This is a genomic window from Aliarcobacter vitoriensis, assembly GCF_048320235.1.
Lineage (GTDB): Bacteria > Campylobacterota > Campylobacteria > Campylobacterales > Arcobacteraceae > Aliarcobacter > Aliarcobacter vitoriensis.
Genome location: NZ_CP182882.1, coordinates 1,367,665 through 1,389,106 on the forward strand (window position 1 = coordinate 1,367,665; position 21,442 = coordinate 1,389,106).

The 21,442-nt window shown below is 25.3% G+C and carries 19 protein-coding genes; 7 read left to right on the plus strand and 12 right to left on the minus strand.

Annotation, left to right across the window (positions count from 1 at the left end):
* Positions 1-15: 15 nt before the first annotated feature.
* Positions 16-1,329 carry a chromosomal replication initiator protein DnaA gene (dnaA, locus tag ACNSOS_RS06865; RefSeq protein WP_418184701.1) on the minus strand — a complete coding sequence of 438 codons (1,314 nt, stop codon included), beginning with the start codon at positions 1,327-1,329 and terminating at the stop codon, positions 16-18.
* A 224-nt stretch (positions 1,330-1,553) separates the two neighbouring features.
* Here dnaA and ruvC point away from each other — a divergent pair, with 224 nt between their 5' ends.
* Positions 1,554-2,024 (plus strand): crossover junction endodeoxyribonuclease RuvC, encoded by a 471-nt coding sequence (ruvC, locus tag ACNSOS_RS06870; RefSeq protein WP_113894721.1) that lies wholly within the window; start codon positions 1,554-1,556, stop codon positions 2,022-2,024.
* A 3-nt stretch (positions 2,025-2,027) separates the two neighbouring features.
* Positions 2,028-2,606 (plus strand): phosphoribosylglycinamide formyltransferase, encoded by a 579-nt coding sequence (locus ACNSOS_RS06875; RefSeq protein WP_418184702.1) that lies wholly within the window; start codon positions 2,028-2,030, stop codon positions 2,604-2,606.
* A gap of 12 nt (positions 2,607-2,618) precedes the next feature.
* Here ACNSOS_RS06875 and ACNSOS_RS06880 read toward each other — a convergent pair whose 3' ends face one another.
* The 7 genes from ACNSOS_RS06880 to ACNSOS_RS06910 form a co-directional block, all read right to left on the minus strand.
* On the minus strand, positions 2,619-3,080 hold the full coding sequence (locus ACNSOS_RS06880; protein WP_418184703.1) for a hypothetical protein: 462 nt from the start codon (positions 3,078-3,080) through the stop codon (positions 2,619-2,621).
* 71 nt (positions 3,081-3,151) lie between these two features.
* On the minus strand, positions 3,152-4,279 hold the full coding sequence (locus tag ACNSOS_RS06885) for a hypothetical protein (protein WP_418184704.1): 1,128 nt from the start codon (positions 4,277-4,279) through the stop codon (positions 3,152-3,154).
* 75 nt (positions 4,280-4,354) lie between these two features.
* Complete coding sequence (locus ACNSOS_RS06890) at positions 4,355-5,476, minus strand: hypothetical protein (RefSeq protein ID WP_418184705.1); 1,122 nt, start codon at positions 5,474-5,476, stop codon at positions 4,355-4,357.
* 5 nt (positions 5,477-5,481) lie between these two features.
* On the minus strand, positions 5,482-6,522 hold the full coding sequence (locus tag ACNSOS_RS06895; protein ID WP_418184706.1) for a hypothetical protein: 1,041 nt from the start codon (positions 6,520-6,522) through the stop codon (positions 5,482-5,484).
* A gap of 11 nt (positions 6,523-6,533) precedes the next feature.
* The gene (locus ACNSOS_RS06900) at positions 6,534-7,145 is read right to left on the minus strand and encodes a trimeric intracellular cation channel family protein (protein ID WP_113894727.1); all 612 of its coding nucleotides are present in this window, start codon (positions 7,143-7,145) and stop codon (positions 6,534-6,536) included.
* Positions 7,142-7,963, minus strand: coding sequence for an FAD-dependent thymidylate synthase (locus tag ACNSOS_RS06905; RefSeq protein ID WP_418184707.1), 822 nt, complete (start codon positions 7,961-7,963; stop codon positions 7,142-7,144). The genes ACNSOS_RS06900 and ACNSOS_RS06905 overlap by 4 nt, the downstream gene beginning before the upstream one ends.
* Before the next feature lie 42 nt (positions 7,964-8,005).
* A complete protein-coding gene (locus tag ACNSOS_RS06910; RefSeq protein WP_418184708.1) occupies positions 8,006-11,014 on the minus strand; it encodes a diguanylate cyclase in 3,009 nt (1,002 codons plus the stop codon).
* A gap of 205 nt (positions 11,015-11,219) precedes the next feature.
* Between ACNSOS_RS06910 and ACNSOS_RS06915 the strand changes: the two genes are divergently transcribed.
* The 4 genes from ACNSOS_RS06915 (at position 11,220) to rhuM (ending at position 16,340) form a co-directional block, all read left to right on the plus strand.
* Positions 11,220-11,693 carry an RNA polymerase sigma factor gene (locus ACNSOS_RS06915; protein WP_113909211.1) on the plus strand — a complete coding sequence of 158 codons (474 nt, stop codon included), beginning with the start codon at positions 11,220-11,222 and terminating at the stop codon, positions 11,691-11,693.
* Entirely contained in the window at positions 11,693-12,640 is a 948-nt protein-coding gene (locus ACNSOS_RS06920) for a FecR family protein (RefSeq protein ID WP_418184709.1), read from the plus strand. Before ACNSOS_RS06915 ends, ACNSOS_RS06920 begins: the two co-directional genes overlap by 1 nt.
* 256 nt (positions 12,641-12,896) lie before the next feature.
* Positions 12,897-15,245, plus strand: a complete 2,349-nt coding sequence (locus ACNSOS_RS06925) for a TonB-dependent siderophore receptor (RefSeq protein WP_418184710.1) — start codon at positions 12,897-12,899, stop codon at positions 15,243-15,245.
* A gap of 228 nt (positions 15,246-15,473) precedes the next feature.
* Entirely contained in the window at positions 15,474-16,340 is an 867-nt protein-coding gene (gene rhuM, locus ACNSOS_RS06930) for a RhuM family protein (RefSeq protein WP_418184711.1), read from the plus strand.
* Between the two features lie 122 nt (positions 16,341-16,462).
* Here rhuM and yedF read toward each other — a convergent pair whose 3' ends face one another.
* From yedF to ACNSOS_RS06950, 4 genes are all read right to left on the minus strand, one after another.
* Complete coding sequence (gene yedF / locus ACNSOS_RS06935; RefSeq protein ID WP_113894736.1) at positions 16,463-16,702, minus strand: sulfurtransferase-like selenium metabolism protein YedF; 240 nt, start codon at positions 16,700-16,702, stop codon at positions 16,463-16,465.
* A 10-nt stretch (positions 16,703-16,712) separates the two neighbouring features.
* Positions 16,713-17,906, minus strand: a complete 1,194-nt coding sequence (gene yedE, locus ACNSOS_RS06940; RefSeq protein ID WP_418184712.1) for a selenium metabolism membrane protein YedE/FdhT — start codon at positions 17,904-17,906, stop codon at positions 16,713-16,715.
* A 179-nt stretch (positions 17,907-18,085) separates the two neighbouring features.
* Positions 18,086-18,481, minus strand: coding sequence for a heme utilization cystosolic carrier protein HutX (gene hutX, locus ACNSOS_RS06945; RefSeq protein WP_418184713.1), 396 nt, complete (start codon positions 18,479-18,481; stop codon positions 18,086-18,088).
* Between the two features lie 11 nt (positions 18,482-18,492).
* Positions 18,493-20,256 (minus strand): ABC transporter ATP-binding protein, encoded by a 1,764-nt coding sequence (locus ACNSOS_RS06950; RefSeq protein WP_418184714.1) that lies wholly within the window; start codon positions 20,254-20,256, stop codon positions 18,493-18,495.
* A gap of 227 nt (positions 20,257-20,483) precedes the next feature.
* Here ACNSOS_RS06950 and ACNSOS_RS06955 point away from each other — a divergent pair, with 227 nt between their 5' ends.
* On the plus strand, positions 20,484-21,425 hold the full coding sequence (locus ACNSOS_RS06955; RefSeq protein ID WP_258238082.1) for a helix-turn-helix domain-containing protein: 942 nt from the start codon (positions 20,484-20,486) through the stop codon (positions 21,423-21,425).
* The last annotated feature ends 17 nt before the right edge of the window (positions 21,426-21,442 follow it).

The following is a 21,442-nucleotide window of genomic DNA, read 5'->3' on the forward strand; positions in this document are numbered from 1 at the left end:
TTTACTTTAAAACTTTTACTCCTTATTGATTAATTTATTCTTTAAATTCTTAATTGTTAAATTAAAATTTTCATCTTTTTTCATTAGTTCATTTGTTTTTTTAATATTATGAGAAATAGAACTATGATCTTTCATTTCCAAAAATTTTGCAATATCAGGCATAGAGTTATGAGTTAGTTCTCTTGCTAGATATATTACAACTCTTCTTGCATTTGCAACTGATGTTGTTCTTTTTTTTGATTTAATATCGCTTGGTTTTATATTTAATTCATTTGCAACTGTATTTATAATATCTGGAAGTTTGATGTTTTCTTTGTTTTCTTTTATTTGGTCTTTTAAAAGATTTTGTACCATTGCAAGATTTATTTCTTGATTGAGTAGTGAAGCACTTGCATTTATTCGTATTAAAACACCTTCAATTTCTCGTATAGAACTATCCAAAGTTGTAGCTATAAATGTGATTATTTCACGGCTTAAATTGATTCCATTTAATTCAGATTTTTTTTCAATAATAGCAATTTTTGTTTCTAGTCTTGGTATTTGAATATCAGTTGTTAATCCCCATTCAAATCTTGATTTTAATCTATCTACAAGACCTGCAATTTGTGATGGAAGTCTATCGCTTGTCATTACTATTTGTTTTTTTGCATTGTGTAGTTCATTGAAAGTATGAAAAAACTCCTCTTGAGTTTGTTCTTTTCCACTTAAAAATTGAATATCATCTATAAGTAAAACATCACAATTTCTATATTTTGCTCTAAAATGTTCCATATTTTTATTTTTTATAGAGAATGTAAAATCATTCATAAATTGCTCTATTGTTACATAGATTACTGTTTTATCATTTTCTAAAGCATGATTTCCAATAGCTTGTAAAATATGTGTTTTTCCCAAACCTGTTCCACCATAAATAAAAAGTGGATTGTACTGTATACCTGGTTTTGTAGAAACTGCTAATGAAGCATTATAAGCCATCTGATTTGATGGACCAACTACAAAAGAATCGAATGTATAAGATGGATTTAGTATAGTACTTTCGGGAGTTTGATTTTGAATTTGTATATTTTGAATATCTTTTTTTGTCTTTTTTTCGCCAATTATTTTTATATCAATTTCTGGTTTTGAGCCATCAAATATTTCAAAACACTGTTGAATAAGATTTGTATATTTGCTTTTTATCCAAGAAGCTATATATTTATTTGCTACTTCAAATGTAGCTAGATTTTCTTCAATTGATACTTTTTTTAGTATCAACTGTTTTAAATATCTATCAAAATCAGTTTTACTTGCTTCTTTTTGAATAATTGTTAAAAACTCTTTGTTTGTCATATAAACCTAAAAATTAATTGTAATAAGTGTTTATTATATCGAAAATTTTTATAAAATAGCTTCAAGAAAGGAAAAAGAGATTAAAATTAGAAAATATTTTATTTTTACACATAGTGAATAAGTTGTGAATAAATTTTTTCTTTTGTATAAAAATATATGTTAAAATTACGATATAATGGCATTTTATAATAAGTGAATAATTATTTGATGAAAAGAGTGAAATATTGAAAATATTAGGGATTGACCCAGGAACTAGAAATTGTGGATATGCAGTTATTGAAAAAAATGGAAGAGATATAAAACTTATAGAAGCAGGCCTTATCAAGATAAAAACTACGATTTTACAAGAACAGATTGTTGAGATGACTGAAGGTATTGATTTGATATTTAAAACTCATAAAATAGATGAGGTTTCTATTGAAGATATGTTTTATGCTTTTAACCCAAAAACAGTTATAAAACTTGCTCAATTTCGTGGAGCTATTTCATTAAAAATACTTCAAAATTTTGGAAATTTTAGTGAATATACACCACTTCAAGTAAAACAAGCAGTAACAGGAAATGGAAAAGCTACAAAAGAACAAGTAGCATTTATGGTAAAAAGATTGCTTGGAATAAAAAAAGAGATAAAACCACTAGATATTACAGATGCTATAGCAATAGCATTAACTCACTCTCAAAGAATAAAAGGATAAAGATTGAAAAAAATAGGAATTTTAGCTTCGTATAATGGAAGTGGATTTGAAACAATCCAAAAAGCGATAGAAGATGGTATTTTAGATGCAAAAGTTGAAGTAATCATCACAAATAATAGTGATGCTGGAGTTTTAGAAAAAGCTAAAAAATATGGTATAAAAAGTTTTGTTATAAACTCAAAACTGTTTCCAAATGAAAATTTAGATTTAAAAATATCTCAAACATTAAAAGAGTTTGCTTGTGATTATATATTTTTATCTGGATATATGAAAAAAATAGAGGGTAATTTACTTAAAACTTTTCCAAATAAAATTATAAATACTCATCCAGCAATTTTACCATCAATTTATGGTGGAAAAGGTATGTATGGACATTTTGTTCATGAAGCAGTTGTAAAAAATGGTGAGAAAAAATCAGGTGTTACAATACACTATGTAAATGAGAATTACGATGAAGGTGAAAAAATACTAATAAAAGAGTTAGAATTAAGTGAAAATGAAACAGCTGAAACTTTAGAAACTAAAATAAAAGATTTGGAAAAGATTGCAATAGTTGAGGCATTTAAAAAAGTTTTAGCATAAAGCTAAAACTTCTTATTTTATAATTTCTGATAACTCTTCAGTAGTAGAAATTTTTCTTATTTCAGTAACTTTTCCATCTTCTAAACTATAAACGATTATTTTTCCATCTTCTTTAGTAAAATTATCTTTATTTGTATCATCTAAAAGTAAAACTGAAAAAGGGTATTTTTTCATTTTAGGAAGAGCTATAAATTTTGAAATTAGACTTGGCATTCCTGAAATATCAGCAACATAAACAGCAGAATTTTTTTCTAAGATATTCTCTTTTTCACTTAATGGTAAAAGATAATCTCTTAATAAATCACTTGTTCCTTTATCACTTGCAAAAAGTATAGTTTTTACATTTGCATCAATAGTTTTTTCAACTTCATGTTGGTCTTTGATTTTTAAATCAGTAATTGTACTCTCAACTGCCAATGGAGCAGCATTTAATCCAAGAGCTAAAAATGTAGCTAAAAGTAGTTTTTTTATCATATTTTTTCCTTAAAAAATTTTGTTGGATTGTATCTTTTAAAGGTAAATGAAAAGTTAAAAATGAGTTTTATCTATTGTAAACTCATCTTTAATTTATTTAGATACATAGAGATATTTTTTTGAATAGTTTGAAGATTTATCAGTTTTTGCTCTACTTGATAATTCTCTTTTTCATTACTGTTTTTTAGATAATTTTTTATTTCATCTATTTGATTATCGACTTTTGATTTGTAATCACTCATAAGCTTTATAACATCATTTAAAGGCTTATTGAATTGTGTTTTGATATAAAAAGCTAGATATTCAAAATCTATAAAATCTTTATAAATTGACTGTTCAATAATCTTTGTTAGTAAATTCTTTTGAGTTAAAACAGTATTTATATTTTCATAAAATTTATTCATATTTTTATCTATTTTTTTTGATAGGTTTGATATTTTCCCATCTTTAAAAGTAGATATTTGATTATTTAATAAATGATATATCTCATCTAATTTCTTTATTTTATCATCAATAATTGTCATATTATCTTTTATTTTTAATTCTACTGATTTATTTATTTTAAAATATAAACTGATAAAAAAGAAGAATATAAAAAAGAAGAAAAAACCTAAAATGATTCCTAAATAGTAGAATATAAATATAAAAGTATGTGAAAACCAATCTTTTTCTTTTGAATTCTTATGGTCATCTGAAATATTCTTTTTTAAAATATTAATATTTTCAGAGAGTTTTGATGGTTTTGATAGGTATTCATCAAATAGTTTTTCATAATCTAAAAGTAAATTTTTTAGTTTACTATCTTCTTCATAGTTAAAAATTTTATTATCAATTATCAAACCTTTTTTTGTATAAAGAATATTTGTAATTTTTGAAAATTTATAAGTCCTAAATAAGAGTTTAATTATTAAATATATAAAAATTGCAATATAAACAAAAGTATAAAATACAAGCATAGTTAGTAATAAACCTAATTTACTTTGGGTTACAAATAAATGTATAACAAATGCTAAAGGTAATATAAATATCATACTAAGTGCTATAAGTATATGAGTATAATTTTCCGAAGCAACAAATGCTAAAAAATCCTTATTTACCGTAAGAAGTAATTCTTTTAAAGAGATATAGTTATAGATACTAAATCCCTTTTTTTCTATCTCTTCTTTTATTTCTTGGTTTAGATAATCTTTTGTGTGCATAGAATTATTTATTCCAAATATGTTTTAATACAAAACTTTGTTTTTTTATCATATTTTCCCCTTAAAATATTTTTGTTACTGTAAACTTAACTCTAATTTATCCAAATATAGATTGATATTTTTTTGTATAGCTTGAAGATTTATCAGTTTTTGCTCTACTTGATAGTTCTCTTTTTCATTACTATTTTTTAGATAATTTTCTATTTCATCTATTTGATTATCGACTTTTGATTTATAATCACTCATAAGTTTTATAACATCAGTTAAAGGTTTATTAAACTGTATTTGAATGTATAAAGCTAAATATTCAAAATCTATAAAATCTTTATAGATTGATTGTTCTATAATATTTTTTAAATTATCTTGATATGTTAAAATATTATTTATATTGTCATAAAAAATATTCATATCTTTATCTATTTTATTGCTTAAATTAGATATTTCTCCATCTTGAAAAGTACCTATTTGCTTATTTAGTAAAAGATAAATTTCATCTAATTTCTTTATTTTGTTATCAATAATTGTCATTTTGTCTTTGATTTTTAACTCTATAGATTTATTTATTTTAAAATATAAATTTATAAAAAATGAGAAAATAAAGAATATAAAAAAGCCTAAAATAAAACCTAAATAATATAAAATAAAAGTTGTTACAGCATAAAAAATAACCAAAACAACAATTATTCCAGTATTTTTACCTCTTATTTGAGATACTTTAGAGAATTTTTCTGAGAAATTTTCTACTAAACCTTTTTGTAAGAATTTAATACTTTCACCTAATTTCGATGGTTTTGATAAATATTCATCAAATAATTTTTCATAATCTAAAAGTAAAACTCTTAACTCTTCATCTTTTTTATAGTGAAAAATTCTATTACCAATTACTAAACCTTTACGAGTATATATAATATTTGTAATTTGTGAAAATTTGTAAGTTCTAAATAAAAGTTTAGCTATTAAATATATAAAAATAAATCCATAAATAATAAAAACCATAGAAACTAAAAGAAGTTGATTAATAAGTCCAACAACTATAAAAAGAACAAATAAAGGAGTATTTAAAGCAGTAATAACTGCTAAATAATCCTTATTTACAGTAAGAAGTAACTCTTTTAAAGAGATATAGTTATATATACTAAATCCCTTTTTTTCTATCTCTTCTCTTATTTCTTTATTTAAATAATCTTTTTGGTACATTAATATTATTTACTTAAAATATGTTCTAATTCATCACTTTGTTGTTTATTAAGTAGTTTTATACTTGCCAAACTTTTTCTTGCATTATCAAAGTTTTCTTGCTCTTTTTTAGCTTCGATAGCAACTTGAGCTCTATAATCTTCAATCTCTTCAAAATGAGTTTTTAATTTACTTACATTTTCTACAAAAACATTTAAAGATAATACAGGTTTTGAAGATAATTCTTCAGCCTTTTTATTGCTTTTTATAGCTTCATCAGTCAAAGTTGAAGACATTTTATCTATTGTTTTACTCATAGCTTCAATAGTTGCCATTGAAGCATCTATTGCTTTTTGTCCTGAAATTTCAATAATTGCTGTTGATAAAAGTGTTTTAAATATTGGTTTTGAAGCATTCATTGATAAAGATAGTTTTCTAGCAGAATCAAGTCTTACAAGAAGTCTTTTTTTTGCCATCTCTAAATTACCTATTAAAACTACTAGATTTGTTTGAAAAAACTCAATACTTTTTACAAAAAGTTTAGTTTTATCATCATCTTGATTTGTTTGTAAATTTTGTTTAAACTCTTCAAGTTTTACATCTAAATACTCTTTATAGTCGATAACTTTTCCTAAATTTTGTTCAATCCCTTCTAAAAAATTGTTTTGCATATCAATAGAAGTATTTAAAGAAGTGTAAGCTTGGTCAAAACCACTAAAGATTGTTGAGATTTTTCCATTTATTGATTGGATATTAAAACTTTGTTCATCCCATTTTTCATCAAGATATTTTGCAACATTTCCAATAACTGGAATGGCTTTGAAAAACTTCATCACTCCACTATCATTGTCTATAATCTCATCATAAACAACATTCATCTCTTTATTCATAGATTCTAAAACTTTTGATACATCCATTATGGGGTCATTTTCTATGATTTTTGCTGTTTCATCTATGATTGAATCTATTGGAGCAGTTATTTGTTCACCTAATTGTCTAAAATCTTTTACTTCTTTAAATGATTTCTCAACTAATTCTTTTTCTACCACTGTTAAACTATTTGCCATAATAACTCCTTTTATTTTGATAAAGTTGGTAAATTCCACTTTTTATAATATGCAAAAACTCTTAAAAGTACACCAAATACAAAAACTATGATAAGTGTCATAAGGTTTCTCATTTCAAATATTTCTAAAATATATACCATAGAACCAATAATCAAAGCAACTGTTGCATAAAACTCCGAAACCAATATAAAAGGCATACGATTTATCAATACATCTCTTATTGTTCCTCCACCAACGGCAGTTATAAATGCCAACATTATTACACTTAAAAAATTAAAACCACTTTCTATTGCTATAATTGCACCAGTTATTGCAAAAGATGATAGTCCAATAGCATCTGATATTACGAACGCCCATTTTCCTTCTAAATTTGTGATTTTGTGTAGTTTAAAAAGCATTGCAATCAAAACAGTTGCAATTACAAGGCTAAGTGGAAGATTTGAAGTAAAAACATAAGGAGTTCTATCTACTAAAACATCTCTTGTCATTCCTCCACCAAAAGCAGTTAAAAATGCAGAGATAAAAACTCCTAAAATATCAAGTTTACAGTGGACTCCTATCAAAAATCCACTTAATGCAAAAGATATTATTCCTATAATATCAGCAATTTCTAATGCACTCATCCTAAAAGCTCTTGCATAGCAAGTGCAGTTTGTCTTATCTCCCATTGTGCGTGATTATCAAGTCTTAATTTGAAATAATTATCCAATTGTTTTGGTTGAAATGCTCCCCAAATTTGAGTATATCCCATTTGAGGAATTACTCTTCTTGCTTCTTGTGGTTTTACACCATTTTCCAATAATTCAAAATATAACTCTTCACTCTCTTTTATAAAGTTTTGCACTTTTTCATTATCTTTTAATTTTTCACTTACATAAAACTCAAAAGGTACTTTTTTACCGCTTACATAACGTCTTGAAAGTTCTTGCCAACAAACTCTATGTCTTACCATCTGACTTCTTGTTGGAAAATCAACTTTAAATAAAAATACTTTGAAATGCTCTTTTATAATTTCACACTCTTGTTTTGTATTAAAAATAGTTCTTATATCAAAGCTAAATTTATCTTTGTCATTTTCAAAATCATAAACTAAAGCTCTATAATTTGTAAGTAAATATTTATCATCTAAAATTTCACCAAATTTTTTAGAGTTTGAATATTCTAACTCCAAAATCTCTTTATGTTTAGGATTTTCATAATCTAGTAATACTGGTACAAATTCAAAACTAGAACTTGGTAATCCCATACTTTCTGCCATAAGTCTATTATAAAGGCTTTCGCTTCCTAATGCTTTTGGATTTTGATAACAAATCGAAGCTACTTGAGTTATTGCTCTTATTCGATTTTCTTCATTCAAATTTGCATGTGAAAAATCCCAATTTTCTACAAAAGCAATATCATCTCCAAAAACATTATCTTTTTTATTTATCAAATTTATCATCTTATTCCTTTTGTAAAAAATTAAGTGTGATTATACAAAAAACTATATAATTATTACTTTATTTCTTCCAGCAGCTTTTGCTTCATATACAGCTTCATCTGCTCTTTTAATGGTTTTAAGGATATCTTCATCATTTTGATATATTGTTCCTCCAAATGAACAAGTTTTTTGACCAACTTTTGGGAAATTATATTGTTCAATTGTTTTTCTCAAATTTTCAAGTATTTTTGGAAGATCATTTGGAGATTTTAATTGTAAAATTAAAATAAATTCTTCTCCACCCCAACGAATTAAAATATCATTTTGCCTAGAAGATTTATTTATAATTTCTACAAATCTTATTAGAACATCATCTCCAATATCATGTCCATAAGTATCATTTACTGCTTTAAAATGGTCAATGTCAAGCATAGCAATTGCAAGATTAGAATCATTTGTGTGATACTTATTAATTAAATTTTTATAGTTTTTATCAAAAAATTCTCTGTTATAGGCATTTGTAAGTTTATCATGCATAATTTTTTTCTCAAGATATATATTTTTTGAAATAGTTTGAGAAATATCAGTAAAGCTTACTATCATTGTTTCATCATCAAAATTGTTCATTTTTACAGAAAAAGCATGTTCTTGAAAATCTTTTCCTACTATTGCAACAATTCTTTTTGATTCTTCAAGTATTTTAATCTCTTTTAACCAAGTATCATTTTTAATAGAAAAGAAATTCTCTTTTTCTATAAATAATTCACAAATACATTTATGCTTTTTATTAAAATCATTAAGATTTCTAAACCCTAAAAAATCAAATAATTTTTGATTTGCAAATTTTATTTGTTCACCATCAGTTAGTATTACAATATTATCTTGTGATTCAATCAATCTTTCAAGATTTTTATAAGATTCTTGAAGTTTCTTTTGTATAAGTTTTTCATTTGTTATATCTCTTGCTGAAGAGTATATAAAATCTTCTCCATCTAGTGTTATTTTTACAAGACTAATTGCAGCATCATAATACGAACCATTTCTTCGTTTATGTACTCTTTCTATAAAAGTTGTATCATATCCAATCATAGATACAATATTATTTCTATATTCTTCAATATTTTTTATATCTTTATCCCAGTCTAATATCGTAAGATTTTTCATCTCTTCATCACTATAACCTAAATATTTTTTGGTTTGTCTACTATATTCTAAAAGTTTTCCTGTATTTATATCTAATATTGCAATTGCATCTGAAGATAGATTTATAAATGTTTGAAATTTTATTTTTTCTTTTAAAATCTCATTTTTAAGTTCTTGCTCTTTTGTAATATCTTTTATAATTGAAAATAATATAACACCACTATTTGTTTCTATTGGAGAAGAGTGAACTTCAACCGTTCTAATATCTCCATTTTTTAATTTATGAAAAAATATAAATAGATTTTTTATTGAACCTTTCGCTTCTTGTTGTTTTTCTTCTATACTTTTTGCTTCTAATAGATTTATTTTAGAAATATCCATTCCCTTTAATTCATCGATAGTATAACCATAAAAATCAATAGCACTTTGATTTGCATCGATTATTTTTCTATTATTAGGATCCGTCAAAAGCATTATTGATGAATGGGTTTTAAACATATTCTCAAATCTATTTTTTACAAGTTCCATTTCTTGGATTAATATTTTTTCTTTAGTTACATCAATATGTGTTCCCATCATTATGATAGGCTTATCTTTTTCATTCCAAGATATTACTTTTCCTCTTGCTTTTATCCATATCCATGAACCATTTTTATGCTTCATTCTCATTTCTGATTCATAATAATCTAGTTCCTTGTTAAAATGCTTTCTTAATAGTTGTTTACTTTTTTCTAAATCATCTGGTTGTACAAATTTCATCCATGTATTTATATCTGCTGGTTCAATTTCGTCCAATGTATAACCTATCATATTTGCCCATTTTTCATTAAATATAACTTCATTTGTTTGTACATTCCATTCCCACGTACCTGCATTTGTTCCAGTTATAATATTTGCTAAACGGTTCTTTTCAGTAATCAAAGAATCTCTAGTTTTCATTAGTTCAATAATAGCTGTTTGTTCTTTTTTATAACTCTTTTTAATGGCGATAAATACTAAAAAAGCTATAAAAATAAATAAAATTATTAAAATAGCAACTATCAATAAATTTCGTTTCCAGTGTTCTAAATACTCTTGTTCTGATATTGCAACTTGTACATAAAATGGATATTTATCCATTACTATAAAACTACCAACTCTTTTATGCTTATCTGTTGAAGCTATATATTCAAGCCCTCCTGCTTTTTCACCGTTTTTTATTTTTATAAATATTGGGTTACTTGGTGGTAATGGTTTATAAATTTCAAGATTATCGGTCATTGGGTATCTTGATATTAATTCAGTATTATCTGAACTTCTTATTAGTGATACGCCACCTTCTCCTATATTTATTGAGCTTAAAGTATTATTTATAGTATGCATATTTATAAATGCTATTAAAACACCTAATAAGTTACCATTTTCATCTTTTATTGCATGAAGTCTAGCAAGGAACTGTTCTTTATTTGGAGAAACTATGATATTAGAAAAAGTTTTTGTTAAACTTGTATTAGTTTTTATGTCTTTAAAATATGGTTTATTGGCTAAATCCATATTAAAATTTAACTGACTAGAAGAATAAATAATCTCTCCATTTGGATTTGCATAGCTTATATTGTCAATATCTTCAAAATTATTTATCAAATAATTAAATTTTTCAGAAACTATTTTTGTTTTTTGTTCAAAAGAGTTTTCTAAAAATAGTTTATTCTCTTTTGGTAAAGTTAATATTATATCTTCTGCAAATTTTAATATATTATCAATCTCTTCAAAATCATTTTCTAATTTTTTTGTAAGTAGTATTGTAAGATTATTTGTTTTGATTGTTGCATTTCCAACGGCATTTTTATATTCAAAATAACCTTGAATTAAAGCAATAGTTATAACTATACAAATAGAGAATATAAACCAGCTATAAGTAAAGGTTTTTCGATTAATATCTTTTTTCAAATTATAAATTCCTATTTTTGAATCTCAAATATAAATATTTTAGTGAAAATATATAAGTAGAGTAATAGTTAATTATATCTTCTAAAGATTTAGCTTTATATAAAGTAAATCTTTTTGAATAATTTAATAAGAGTATAGTTCAAATTTAGCTACAATTTGCATCTTACAATTATAATAATTGTTATTTTAAGGGATAAAGTAAACAATGACAGCACACTATGATGAAATTTTTCAATATGTTAGGAAAAATGTTATAGATAAAGATATAGCAGAAGATATAACTCAGGAAACTTTTACAAGAGCATATAAAAGTGCTAAAAAAGTAGATGTTGAAAATGAGAGAGCTTGGCTATTTAGGATTGCCAAAAATGTTATGTATGATGTATACAAAGAAAAATATAAAATGGATAAAATAAGTTTTGAAGAAGATTATCACATAGAAGAAAGTGATGATATACAAACAATAATGATACAAAATGAAGAAACAGCACTTTTATTGCAAGAAATAGAAAAGCTACCCAAAAAAAGAAGACAAGCTTTTACTTTGCATTTTATTGATTGTTACTCAAGAGAAGAAGTTGCTACAATGATGAATATAACTGTAAATGCAGTAGATAAACATATAAGTATGGCAAGTAACCAAATAAAAGAGAATTTGGAAAATGGAAGTGTAAAGTAATGGAAAATAAAAATATAATTTTAGAAAAAGCTAGATATTACTTGAGTTGTGAACAAGAAAAAAAAGATATATACTCTGATGAAGAATTTTTAAAGTGGATAAGCATAGAAGAAAATAAAGCAGTATTTGAAAAAGAGAAAGCATTTAGACAGATGTTTTCAAAAATACCAAAACAAGATAAACAAAGATTATCGCAACAAGTACAAAAAGAGTTAAGACAAGAAAGATTTTTAAGTAAAATAAAAAAAATATCAACTCTTGCAGCCTGTATTTTGGTAGTTGGTTTTGTATATATCTCTTATTTCAAGGACAACTACTCGCAAAAAATATATTCACAAAATATCATAATGAAAGATATTTTAATGCCAGATGATTCAAAAATAACTCTTGATGTAAAAACAAATATTGAAGTTGAATATTCAAAAGATAAAAGAGAAGTTTTTTTAAAATCTGGAAAAGCTATCTTTGAAGTAAGTCCAAATAAAGAACGACCATTTTATGTACAAAGCAATAATATTTTAGTAAAAGTTATGGGTACAAAATTTGAAGTAAATCAAAAAAGGAATAGTGTAAATATATCTGTTTTAGACGGAATTGTAGATATAAATCATAATGATTTAAAAGTTTCAGAGCTAAAAAAAGGTGATATTTTGGAAATATCAAATGATGGAGAAATTGCAAAGCTAGAACAAGTAGGAATTGAAAAAATGGCTTCTTGGGAAAATGGGAAATTTATTTTTAATCAAACTCCATTGATTGATGTATTAAATGAATTTCAAAGATATTTTGATAAAAAAATTGAATTTATAGTAACAAAAAATGATAAATTTCCAATAACTGGAGAGTTTGATATATATGATTTTGATAAATTCACAAAACTTTTACCTATGATTTATCCTATAAAAGTTCAATATGTAGATGATAAAAAAATTGTTCTTAGAAACTAATTTGTATTTATATTTGTAGTAATTCTTTTTGATTTAATGCGATTAGAATATATCGTTTAATGATAAGTTATGATGGTTATATCAAATATATTATAAAAAATATTTTTATTAAACCCCTATAAAATCGCTATCTTTCAACAAATTTTAACAAATTTCAAAATTTGTTAAAAAATTCTTTCAGGTTTTTTCAATTTTTTAGACTACACTTATAGAGATTAATTCTCATATTGATAATTTTAAAATAAAGGGAGAAAATATGAAATTTTCAAAAAAGCTTGTATTATCTACAAGTTTGTCTATCGTTTTGAGTAGTCAGCTATTGGCTCAAAGTTTTTCAGCAGGTGGTGGTTCACTAGAAGATGCAATAAAAGATATAAGTAAACAATCAAATATGACATATATGGTTGATACTAGAATCTTAGATGGTAAAAAAGCACCAAATATCAAAGATATTGAAGGTGTACAAAATGCTTTAAATGAACTATTAAAAGGTACAGACCTTGAAGCCATTATAAATGACAATACTATTGTTATAAGAAAAGTATCTTCTGTAAAAGTGATTAATGGTACTTATATATTAGATGATGTTTCTGTAAATACTGGTAAAAATGGGAGTGCAGAAGCTGGATACTTAACTGAAAATATAACTGGTGTTGGACTATGGGGAAAAAGAAGTTTACAAGATACTCCTTACTCAATGAATATAATCACAAAAGATTTAATTGAAAATGTACAAGCCAATGATATGGCTCCTATTTTTAAAATGAATCCAACAACTCAAAATAGTATGAATGAATTTAATGGTGCTAATATACCTTATATGAGAGGGTTTGACGTATCAAATTCAATAATTAATGGTATGCCAATAGCTGGTTGGTATAGTTTTATTACAATGGAGGATTTAGAAAGAGTTGAAACTATTAGTGGAGCAACAGGATTTTTATATGGTGGTGGAAGAGTTGGTGGAGCTGTAAATTATGTAACTAAAAAACCAACACTTGAAAATCAAAGAAGTATAAAAATAGGAAATTATGGTGGTGAACAATACTACGGACATATTGACCTAAGTGGACAAATAGATGATAAAAATATCTTTGGATATAGAATAAATGCTCTTTATCAAGATGGAGATAGTGTAAATGATCTTGAAAAAGAACAAAAATATGTGAGTTTGGCATTTGATTTTAAACCAACAGATAACTTTACAATGGATTTAAACTATGCACATAGAGATTTAGAAAAAACTATAAAACCACTTTTTTATATAGGAAATAATATGACTCGACCTAATCTTGATGTAAGTAAAAGCTATTCAGCTGATTGGGCATCGACAGAGGAAGAGAATGATAGAGTAATGACAAGTTTAAAATGGGATATAAATGATATATTTACTCTTAGAAGTTCATTAAGTTATGAAGAAAGTAAACATAAGTATATTGGTGAGCAAATTGTATATATGAGACCAGATGGTTTATATGATGTAGAAACTGGTAAATATTCATCTATTCCTAATGAGTATGAAGGATATTCAGGAAATATATATTTAGATAGTAAATTTGAAACTTTGGGAATAAATCATCTTTTAACAGTTGGTTATTCTGAAAATTATTTAAAATTTTCAAGACCAGAAATAAGAGCTGAATACGAATTCTTTGCAGGTGTAACCTTAGACCAAATAAAAAATCTACCATCAGTATCTACGACTGTTCATAATAGTAAATTGATACCTAGTTGGAAAACTCAATATAAAAATATATTAATTGGTGATGATATAGTTTTCAATGATAAATGGAGTGCTTTAGTTGGAGCAAATTATGCAACTATTATAAGTACAAGATATAATAATAGTGGTATACAAAGCTCAAAATATGATGTATCTGAACTTACTCCTACCCTTTCACTTATGTATAAACCATTTGAAGATTTAACAACTTATGCTACATATATAGAAAGTTTAGAAGCTGGAACTATTGTTGGGAATATATATGCCAATGAGAATGAAATCTTAGATCCATATAAAAGCAAACAATATGAAATTGGAGCAAAATATAGTTTAAATGAAAGTATATTATTAACAGGAGCATTATTTAGAATAGAAAAAGCTAATTCTTATATTGATAATAGCACAGTAGCAAGTTTAGGTAAACCAACACTTACTAAAGATGGAGAACAAATACATCAAGGTATTGAAGTTGGATTGACTGGAAAAGTTACAGATAATCTTACACTTATGGGTGGTGTAACTTTTATGGATTTAAGTGTTGAAAAACATAGTAATAAAGCTATTGAAGGTAAAAAACCAATAGAAGCTTCTACAAAGATGGCAAAACTTTATTCAGAGTATAATATTCCATTTGTAAGTGGATTGACTGTAACTGGTGGAGCATATTATACTGGTAAGAAGTATGTTGATAGTGCAAATACAGATAAAATTCCAAGTTATACTCTATTTGATGCAGGTTTAAGATATAAAACTAAGGTAGATAAATATCCAACAACATTTTTATTAAATGTGTCAAATTTAACTGGAAAAGATTATTGGGCTAGTGGCAATTATTTAGGGGATCCAAGATCTGTTGCATTTTCTATGAAAATGGAGTTTTAAGAATATTTAAAAATAAAGAGAGTTTTTTACTCTCTTTGTGCTTTTAAGCATGGGTTTCAAAGTATTTATTTAATTTTGAGATTAAAATTTCGATATAAAAATATACTTACCTTTTTACTTTGGAACTCATACTTAAGGGTATAAATAAAATCTTACAAAATGCAATATTATTTATCCAATTTTTCTTTTTATGATAGAATTTTAGAATTGTTATCATAAGGATAAAAAATGGAAGATTTATCAAATTTAGTAGTTTATAATGATGGTGAACTAGAACTAAAAGTTTCTGTTGATAGTGAAACCATTTGGCTTACACAAAAGCAAATTGCAGAAGTTTTTAATGTAACTGTTCCAAATATAAATATGCATATAAAAGCTATTTACAAAGATGAAGAACTGATAAAAACCCGAACTATTCAGAATTTCTTAATAGTTCAAAAAGAGGGAAATCGTAAGGTTGAACGAAATGTTGAGCACTATAATCTTGATATGATCATATCTGTTGGTTATAGAGTTAATTCTATTAAAGCGACAAAATTTCGTCAATGGGCAACATCTATTTTGAAGAGTTATATCCAAAATGGATATGTGATAAATGGTGAGAAAATTACAAATGAAAGATTTCTAGGATTAGAAAATGATGTAGTTTTTTTGAAAAATAAAATATCAAAACTTGAAAATAAATTTGAAGATAAAAGCTTAAAACCATCAGAAGGTATCTTTTATGATGGACAAATATATGACTCATACAAATTTATAAATGATTTACTAAAGTTATCAAAAAAAGAAGTTATTTTAATAGATAACTATATAGATGATACAGTTTTTACTCTTTTTAGTAAATATCAAAATATAAACTTTACTATCTATACAAATAACATCTCAAAACAACTAAATTTAGATTTTGAGAAGTATCAAAAACAATATAAAAATATATCTTTGAAAACTTTTAAAAATTCACATGATAGATTTTTAATACTTGATAAAAAAGAGATATATCATTTGGGTGCTAGTTTAAAAGATTTGGGTAAAAAATGGTTTGCTTTTTCTAAAATAAGTTTAGATGTAGATGAAATTTTGAGTAAGTTAAAATAGATATTTTGTTACATATTGAAACACAAAAAAAGAATTTAAAAATTCTTTTCTTATTTGTGTCCGTTTTTTGTAATCTCAAACGTTTAATATATAGAAGAAACTTTTTTATATCTAAATCAAAATTATTTTTGAATAATATATCTTATAGTTGGTCCATCACTATCAACTAAAAGTAATTTATATCCATGATTTTTAGCATCAGCAGGGATATTGTTTATACTTTGTGGACAATCGCTAATAACTTCTAATATTTCTCCATCTTTTAACTCTTTCATTGCTTCAAGAGTATTTATCGCTGGATATGGGCAAGGTTCACCTTGCATATCTATCCTATAATCTGGAACTATTTGTTTATTTTCCATAATTTTTCCTTTATCTATTTCTTGATTTTCTTAAATATCTTTTTTCTAAAACTAAAATTAAAATAAAAAACAATAACAACAATCCATAATTTGCTATTAATCCACCATAATTTCCAAAACTTTCAAGTAGATTTATCTTTGGCCAAGAAGTTGCTAATGTTGGACTTATATCATCCCAAACAAATGCTAAAAGTGTAGCTCCTATGATATTACCAATTCCAACTATCCAAAAATGAACTTGACCTTCAACAGCTCTATACATCCAACCACATTCACAACCACCAGCAAGAACAATACCAAATCCAAAAAGTAATCCACCTATAACAACATTTGGACCAGTCCAGAATATTTTTGCAGGTTGTCCCATCATAATAAATGCAAATACACCTAAAGTTGCTACCGCCATACCTATAATGATAGCTTTTGCTAATTCACTTCTTCCAGTTGTAAAAATATCTCTAAATGCAGATGTAAAACAAATTTGTGCTTTTGCAATAATAAGCCCAAAAGATGCACCAAATAACATAGCCATACCAAGTTTTGCACTATTTACAACAAATATTAAGTATAAAGCCCAAATAATAATAGCTATAAATGCAAAAGTACCAAATGTAAAGAATTTTTTAACTTTTTCTTCATTGTGTTCAAGTGGTTTCGCACAAGATACTTTTTGCATTTTGATTTTTGATTGGAAAAATGGGTGAAGTGCGACTTTTACTCCAAAATATACTCCTACAATCATAAATGCTGTAAATACCCAAGCATGGAATGAGAATTGTGGAATACCAGTAAAGAAACTTGCCAAGTTACAACCCATACCAAGTCTTGCTCCAAATCCAGCTATGATACCACCTATTAGACCTTGCCATATTCTTATGCTATTTAAAGGTAATCTAAACTTTACATTATTCCCCCAAAAAGCTGCTGCAATACAACCTGCAAACATACCAATAATCATAACACCATCAATTCTTGTGAATATATTTCCATCTATTTTCATAAGTTGATAATAACCCCAAGTTGAAACATCAACTCCAAATAGTTGTAGAAAATGTCCACCCCATCTAGTAAACTCACCTGTAACAGCCCAATAAGTTCCAGTTATTCCAAAATAATATGCACTTAAAACTCCAAGTGCAATAACAGCAGGAATTGGCGACCAAAATCTTGAAAGGGAAGCCTTTAAACTTTGCAAAAATTCCATTTTTGCTCCTTAACAATAAAAAATAAGATTGATAAAAGATATTGCTTGAAAGTAAATTGAAGTATAAATCAAGATATCAGTTTGCACCGCAAACCTAAACAAAAAATGATTTTAGTAAATGGAAGATTAATAAAAGCTAAAAAGGTAAAATATTCTTACCTTTTATACTTTATGTTAGATTAAATCCTATCTCTTAAATTCTCAAACTTTTGAACTTGCTCTTTTAAAAGTTCTCCTTGTTCATCTCTAGTTACAAATATCTTAAAAATATCTTCATCTTGTGAGCTAAAAACTACACTATGAGATAGTTTTCCTCTAAGTATTTTTGATACAAAAGATATAGTTTGTATATCACTTACTTTTAAATGCCCTGAAATAGAGCTATTTTTTGAATCAAAATTGTAGTAACCATGACCATAAGTTCCTGTTGGCATATTATCTTTTATCTCTATTACAAAAGATGGTGTAATTTTTATCATTAAAATCTTACCCCAAGTTGAGATATCTTCTATTATTTCATCAAACTTACTTGCTTCGACTTCTTTTATTATCTCATTTTCTACTATTTTTTCCATTTGTACTCCTTTTAAATTAATTGATTTTTGACAAATTCAAGATAGTGTCCTTCTTGTTTTTCTAATTCATTATGGTTACCGCTTTGAACAATTTTACCATCATCTAAAACATAGATTTTATTTGCATTCTTAACTGTACTTAATCTATGAGCTATTGTGATAACAGTTTTATATTTCAAGATATCTTCTAAATCACAAAATAATTTTGACTCTGTTTGAACATCTAAAGCTGAAGTTGATTCATCAAAAATTACAACACTTGGATTTGCTATAATCATCCTCGCAATAGACAATCTTTGTCGTTGTCCTCCACTAAGTCTTACTCCATTTTTTCCAACAAGAGTATCAAGACCATTTTCTAAACTATAAACAACATCTATTAATTGTGCTATTTTCAAAGCTTTATAAATATCTTCATCGTTTATATTTTCATCACCCATAGTTATATTAAATCGTAAGGTATTATTAAATAACATTGGCATTTGTAATACCAAAAAAATCTCATTTCTTAGACATTGTTTGTCTAGCTCTTCTATTTTTATATTGTTATATTTTATTGTTCCATTTGTTTTTGTATAAAATCCAGCAATTATTTGAGCTAAAGTAGTTTTTCCACTTCCACTTGCACCTATTAGAGCTACTTTTTCTCCATATTTGATATTTATATTTATATCTTTTAAAACTTCTTTAGTTTTATTGTATGAAAAACTAACATTTTTTAAATCAATATTTAAACCTTTTTCTTCAAAACATTTATTTCCATTTGGTTCTTTTTGAAGTGCCAAAATCTTGTTTATTCTTCCAATAGCTGCCATTGCTGTCATATATGAATATTGCATTGAGAGTATTTCTTGGACAGGAGTCATAATAAACCAGATATATCCAAACATAGCAAACATCATACCAATGGATAAATCACTATAAGCTACCATTACAAGTCCAGCAGCTCTTAAAACCTCAAAAACTATTAAAAATAGTGTAAAAGAGAATCTTTCATAAGCTACACTTTTATAGCTAAATTTATTTGAAGTTATTTGAATATTTTTTGCCTTGCTTATTGCATTATTAAAAAAATACTCCTCTTTATTACTAGCTTTTATTTGAGAAAATAGGTCTAAAGATTCTCCTACATCATTTTGGAAATCTGATATAGCTTCATTTTCTTCTTTTTTTAGTGTTCCAGTTTTTTTTGCAATATTTCTTGAAAGAAACATAATAAGTGGTTGAACAACTATGATTAAAATCCCTAAAATTGGATGAATAGCAATTATTACAAGCCCAACAGCTATTAAAGTTAAGATTGAAGTTACAAGTTTACTAGCAACTGACATTATAAAACTATCTAAAGTATTTACATCTGTTATCAAATTTGCTGTAACTGCTCCACTTCCTAAACTTTCATATTCATTCATAGATACAGACTTAAGATATTTTAAAAGTTTTTCTCTTATTTTAAATGTTACAAATTTTGCAATATTTGTAAATATTTTTGTGATAAGTACAGAAAATATATAGTGGAAAGCTCTTAAAAAAACTACTGCTAAAGTAACGATAAGAATATATTTGAAAGCATTTTGATTTCCAAAAAAGGCATTTATATTTTCTACAAAAAAACTAGGTTTATCTAAAAGTACTTCATCAACAAGTGCTGGAAGCATCAAAGGTATAGGAACACTTATTAATATTGCAATAATTGTTATAATTTGCCCGATTATTAAAAGTTTTTTTTTCTCTAAAAGTAAATTCCAAATATATTTTAAATCAATTCTATTCATAAAAATCCTGTAAATTTTTTGAAATTTTAGTATAAAGATAGTTTATTCAAAATGAAAATAATAGGTTAGATTTTATAAAAATATACATTTTAAACTATTTTTAAGCTTGTTTTGAAACAAAATATAAGAAAAATTAATTTTTTTGTATGTAAATAATCAAGTTTTAAAAATATATAAACTAAAATCCAAATACAATTTGTTTTAATAATTGTTATTAAGGAAAGATGATGACTAATCTATCAAGATCAAAACTCTATGAAGTAGGTAGAGTTATATTAAAAGAAGAAAGAAGTAAATATTTTGTAAAGCAAGTAGCAAGAGTGAATAATCAATATATAAATTTAAATATTGTAAATGCAATGATTGAAGATAATATATACTTGAATATTGTGGATAACGAGATAAAACAATCTCATATTCAAAAGCTTAGAAGTAAAAAAGAGTCTTTTCAAATAAGAATAATTCTTCAAGGTAATTTAGAAAAATTAGATCAATCTACAAATGAAAAAAGAGTTTATAGTGAAAATGAAATAAGTGTTGAGTATAAAAAAGATATTGAAGAATCTTTACTAAATAAACAAGGTGAACATATAAAATATATTTGTATAACTTTAGATGAAAATTATTTAAAAGAGAATGGCTATATTACGGATATGTTTAAAGAAGATTTTTATAAAAAATTTTATGAACCAGATTTAAAAAATAAATTTTTAGAAGTTTTTAGTAGAGAATATACTAGTGGTATGGATAAAATTTATTTAAAAAATAAAACTATGGAAGTGATACTTTATGTTTTTGAAGAACTTAAAAAAGATGTAATTAAAATAGATAAATTAAATGATGAAGATATAAAGAGAGTAAAAAAAGCAAAAACATATATTGAAGAGTATTTTTATGAAAATATTACTATTCCACTATTGTCAAAAAAAGTAGCATTAAATCAAACAAAATTAAAAAAAGGATTTAAAGAACTTTTTACAAAGACAATTCATGAATATTTAAAAGATTTAAGGTTAGAGAAAGCTGTAAAATATTTAAAAGAAAATAGATATTCTGTTAAAGAGGTTTCCTTAATGGTTGGATATACAAATCAAGGAAGTTTTTCATATGCCTTTTCTAGCAAATATAATACAAAACCAAAAGATGTTCAAAAAAAATCTGATTTGTGAAAAAAATGTTCTAATTT

Coding starts and splice junctions, on each gene's coding strand:
- ACNSOS_RS06885 (WP_418184704.1), bottom strand. CDS start 4,279: ATGCACACAAAAGATTATCTAAACCAAGAAATAAAAGAAGAGATAGAA.
- ACNSOS_RS06895 (WP_418184706.1), bottom strand. CDS start 6,522: ATGGCAAATAGTTTAACAGTGGTAGAAAAAGAATTAGTTGAGAAATCA.
- ACNSOS_RS06880 (WP_418184703.1), bottom strand. CDS start 3,080: ATGATAAAAAAACTACTTTTAGCTACATTTTTAGCTCTTGGATTAAAT.
- ACNSOS_RS06950 (WP_418184714.1), bottom strand. CDS start 20,256: ATGAATAGAATTGATTTAAAATATATTTGGAATTTACTTTTAGAGAAA.
- ACNSOS_RS06915 (WP_113909211.1), top strand. CDS start 11,220: ATGACAGCACACTATGATGAAATTTTTCAATATGTTAGGAAAAATGTT.
- hutX (WP_418184713.1), bottom strand. CDS start 18,481: ATGGAAAAAATAGTAGAAAATGAGATAATAAAAGAAGTCGAAGCAAGT.
- ACNSOS_RS06890 (WP_418184705.1), bottom strand. CDS start 5,476: ATGTACCAAAAAGATTATTTAAATAAAGAAATAAGAGAAGAGATAGAA.
- rhuM (WP_418184711.1), top strand. CDS start 15,474: ATGGAAGATTTATCAAATTTAGTAGTTTATAATGATGGTGAACTAGAA.
- ACNSOS_RS06905 (WP_418184707.1), bottom strand. CDS start 7,963: ATGATAAATTTGATAAATAAAAAAGATAATGTTTTTGGAGATGATATT.
- yedE (WP_418184712.1), bottom strand. CDS start 17,906: ATGGAATTTTTGCAAAGTTTAAAGGCTTCCCTTTCAAGATTTTGGTCG.
- ACNSOS_RS06900 (WP_113894727.1), bottom strand. CDS start 7,145: ATGAGTGCATTAGAAATTGCTGATATTATAGGAATAATATCTTTTGCA.
- dnaA (WP_418184701.1), bottom strand. CDS start 1,329: ATGACAAACAAAGAGTTTTTAACAATTATTCAAAAAGAAGCAAGTAAA.
- ACNSOS_RS06925 (WP_418184710.1), top strand. CDS start 12,897: ATGAAATTTTCAAAAAAGCTTGTATTATCTACAAGTTTGTCTATCGTT.
- yedF (WP_113894736.1), bottom strand. CDS start 16,702: ATGGAAAATAAACAAATAGTTCCAGATTATAGGATAGATATGCAAGGT.
- ACNSOS_RS06920 (WP_418184709.1), top strand. CDS start 11,693: ATGGAAAATAAAAATATAATTTTAGAAAAAGCTAGATATTACTTGAGT.
- ACNSOS_RS06955 (WP_258238082.1), top strand. CDS start 20,484: ATGACTAATCTATCAAGATCAAAACTCTATGAAGTAGGTAGAGTTATA.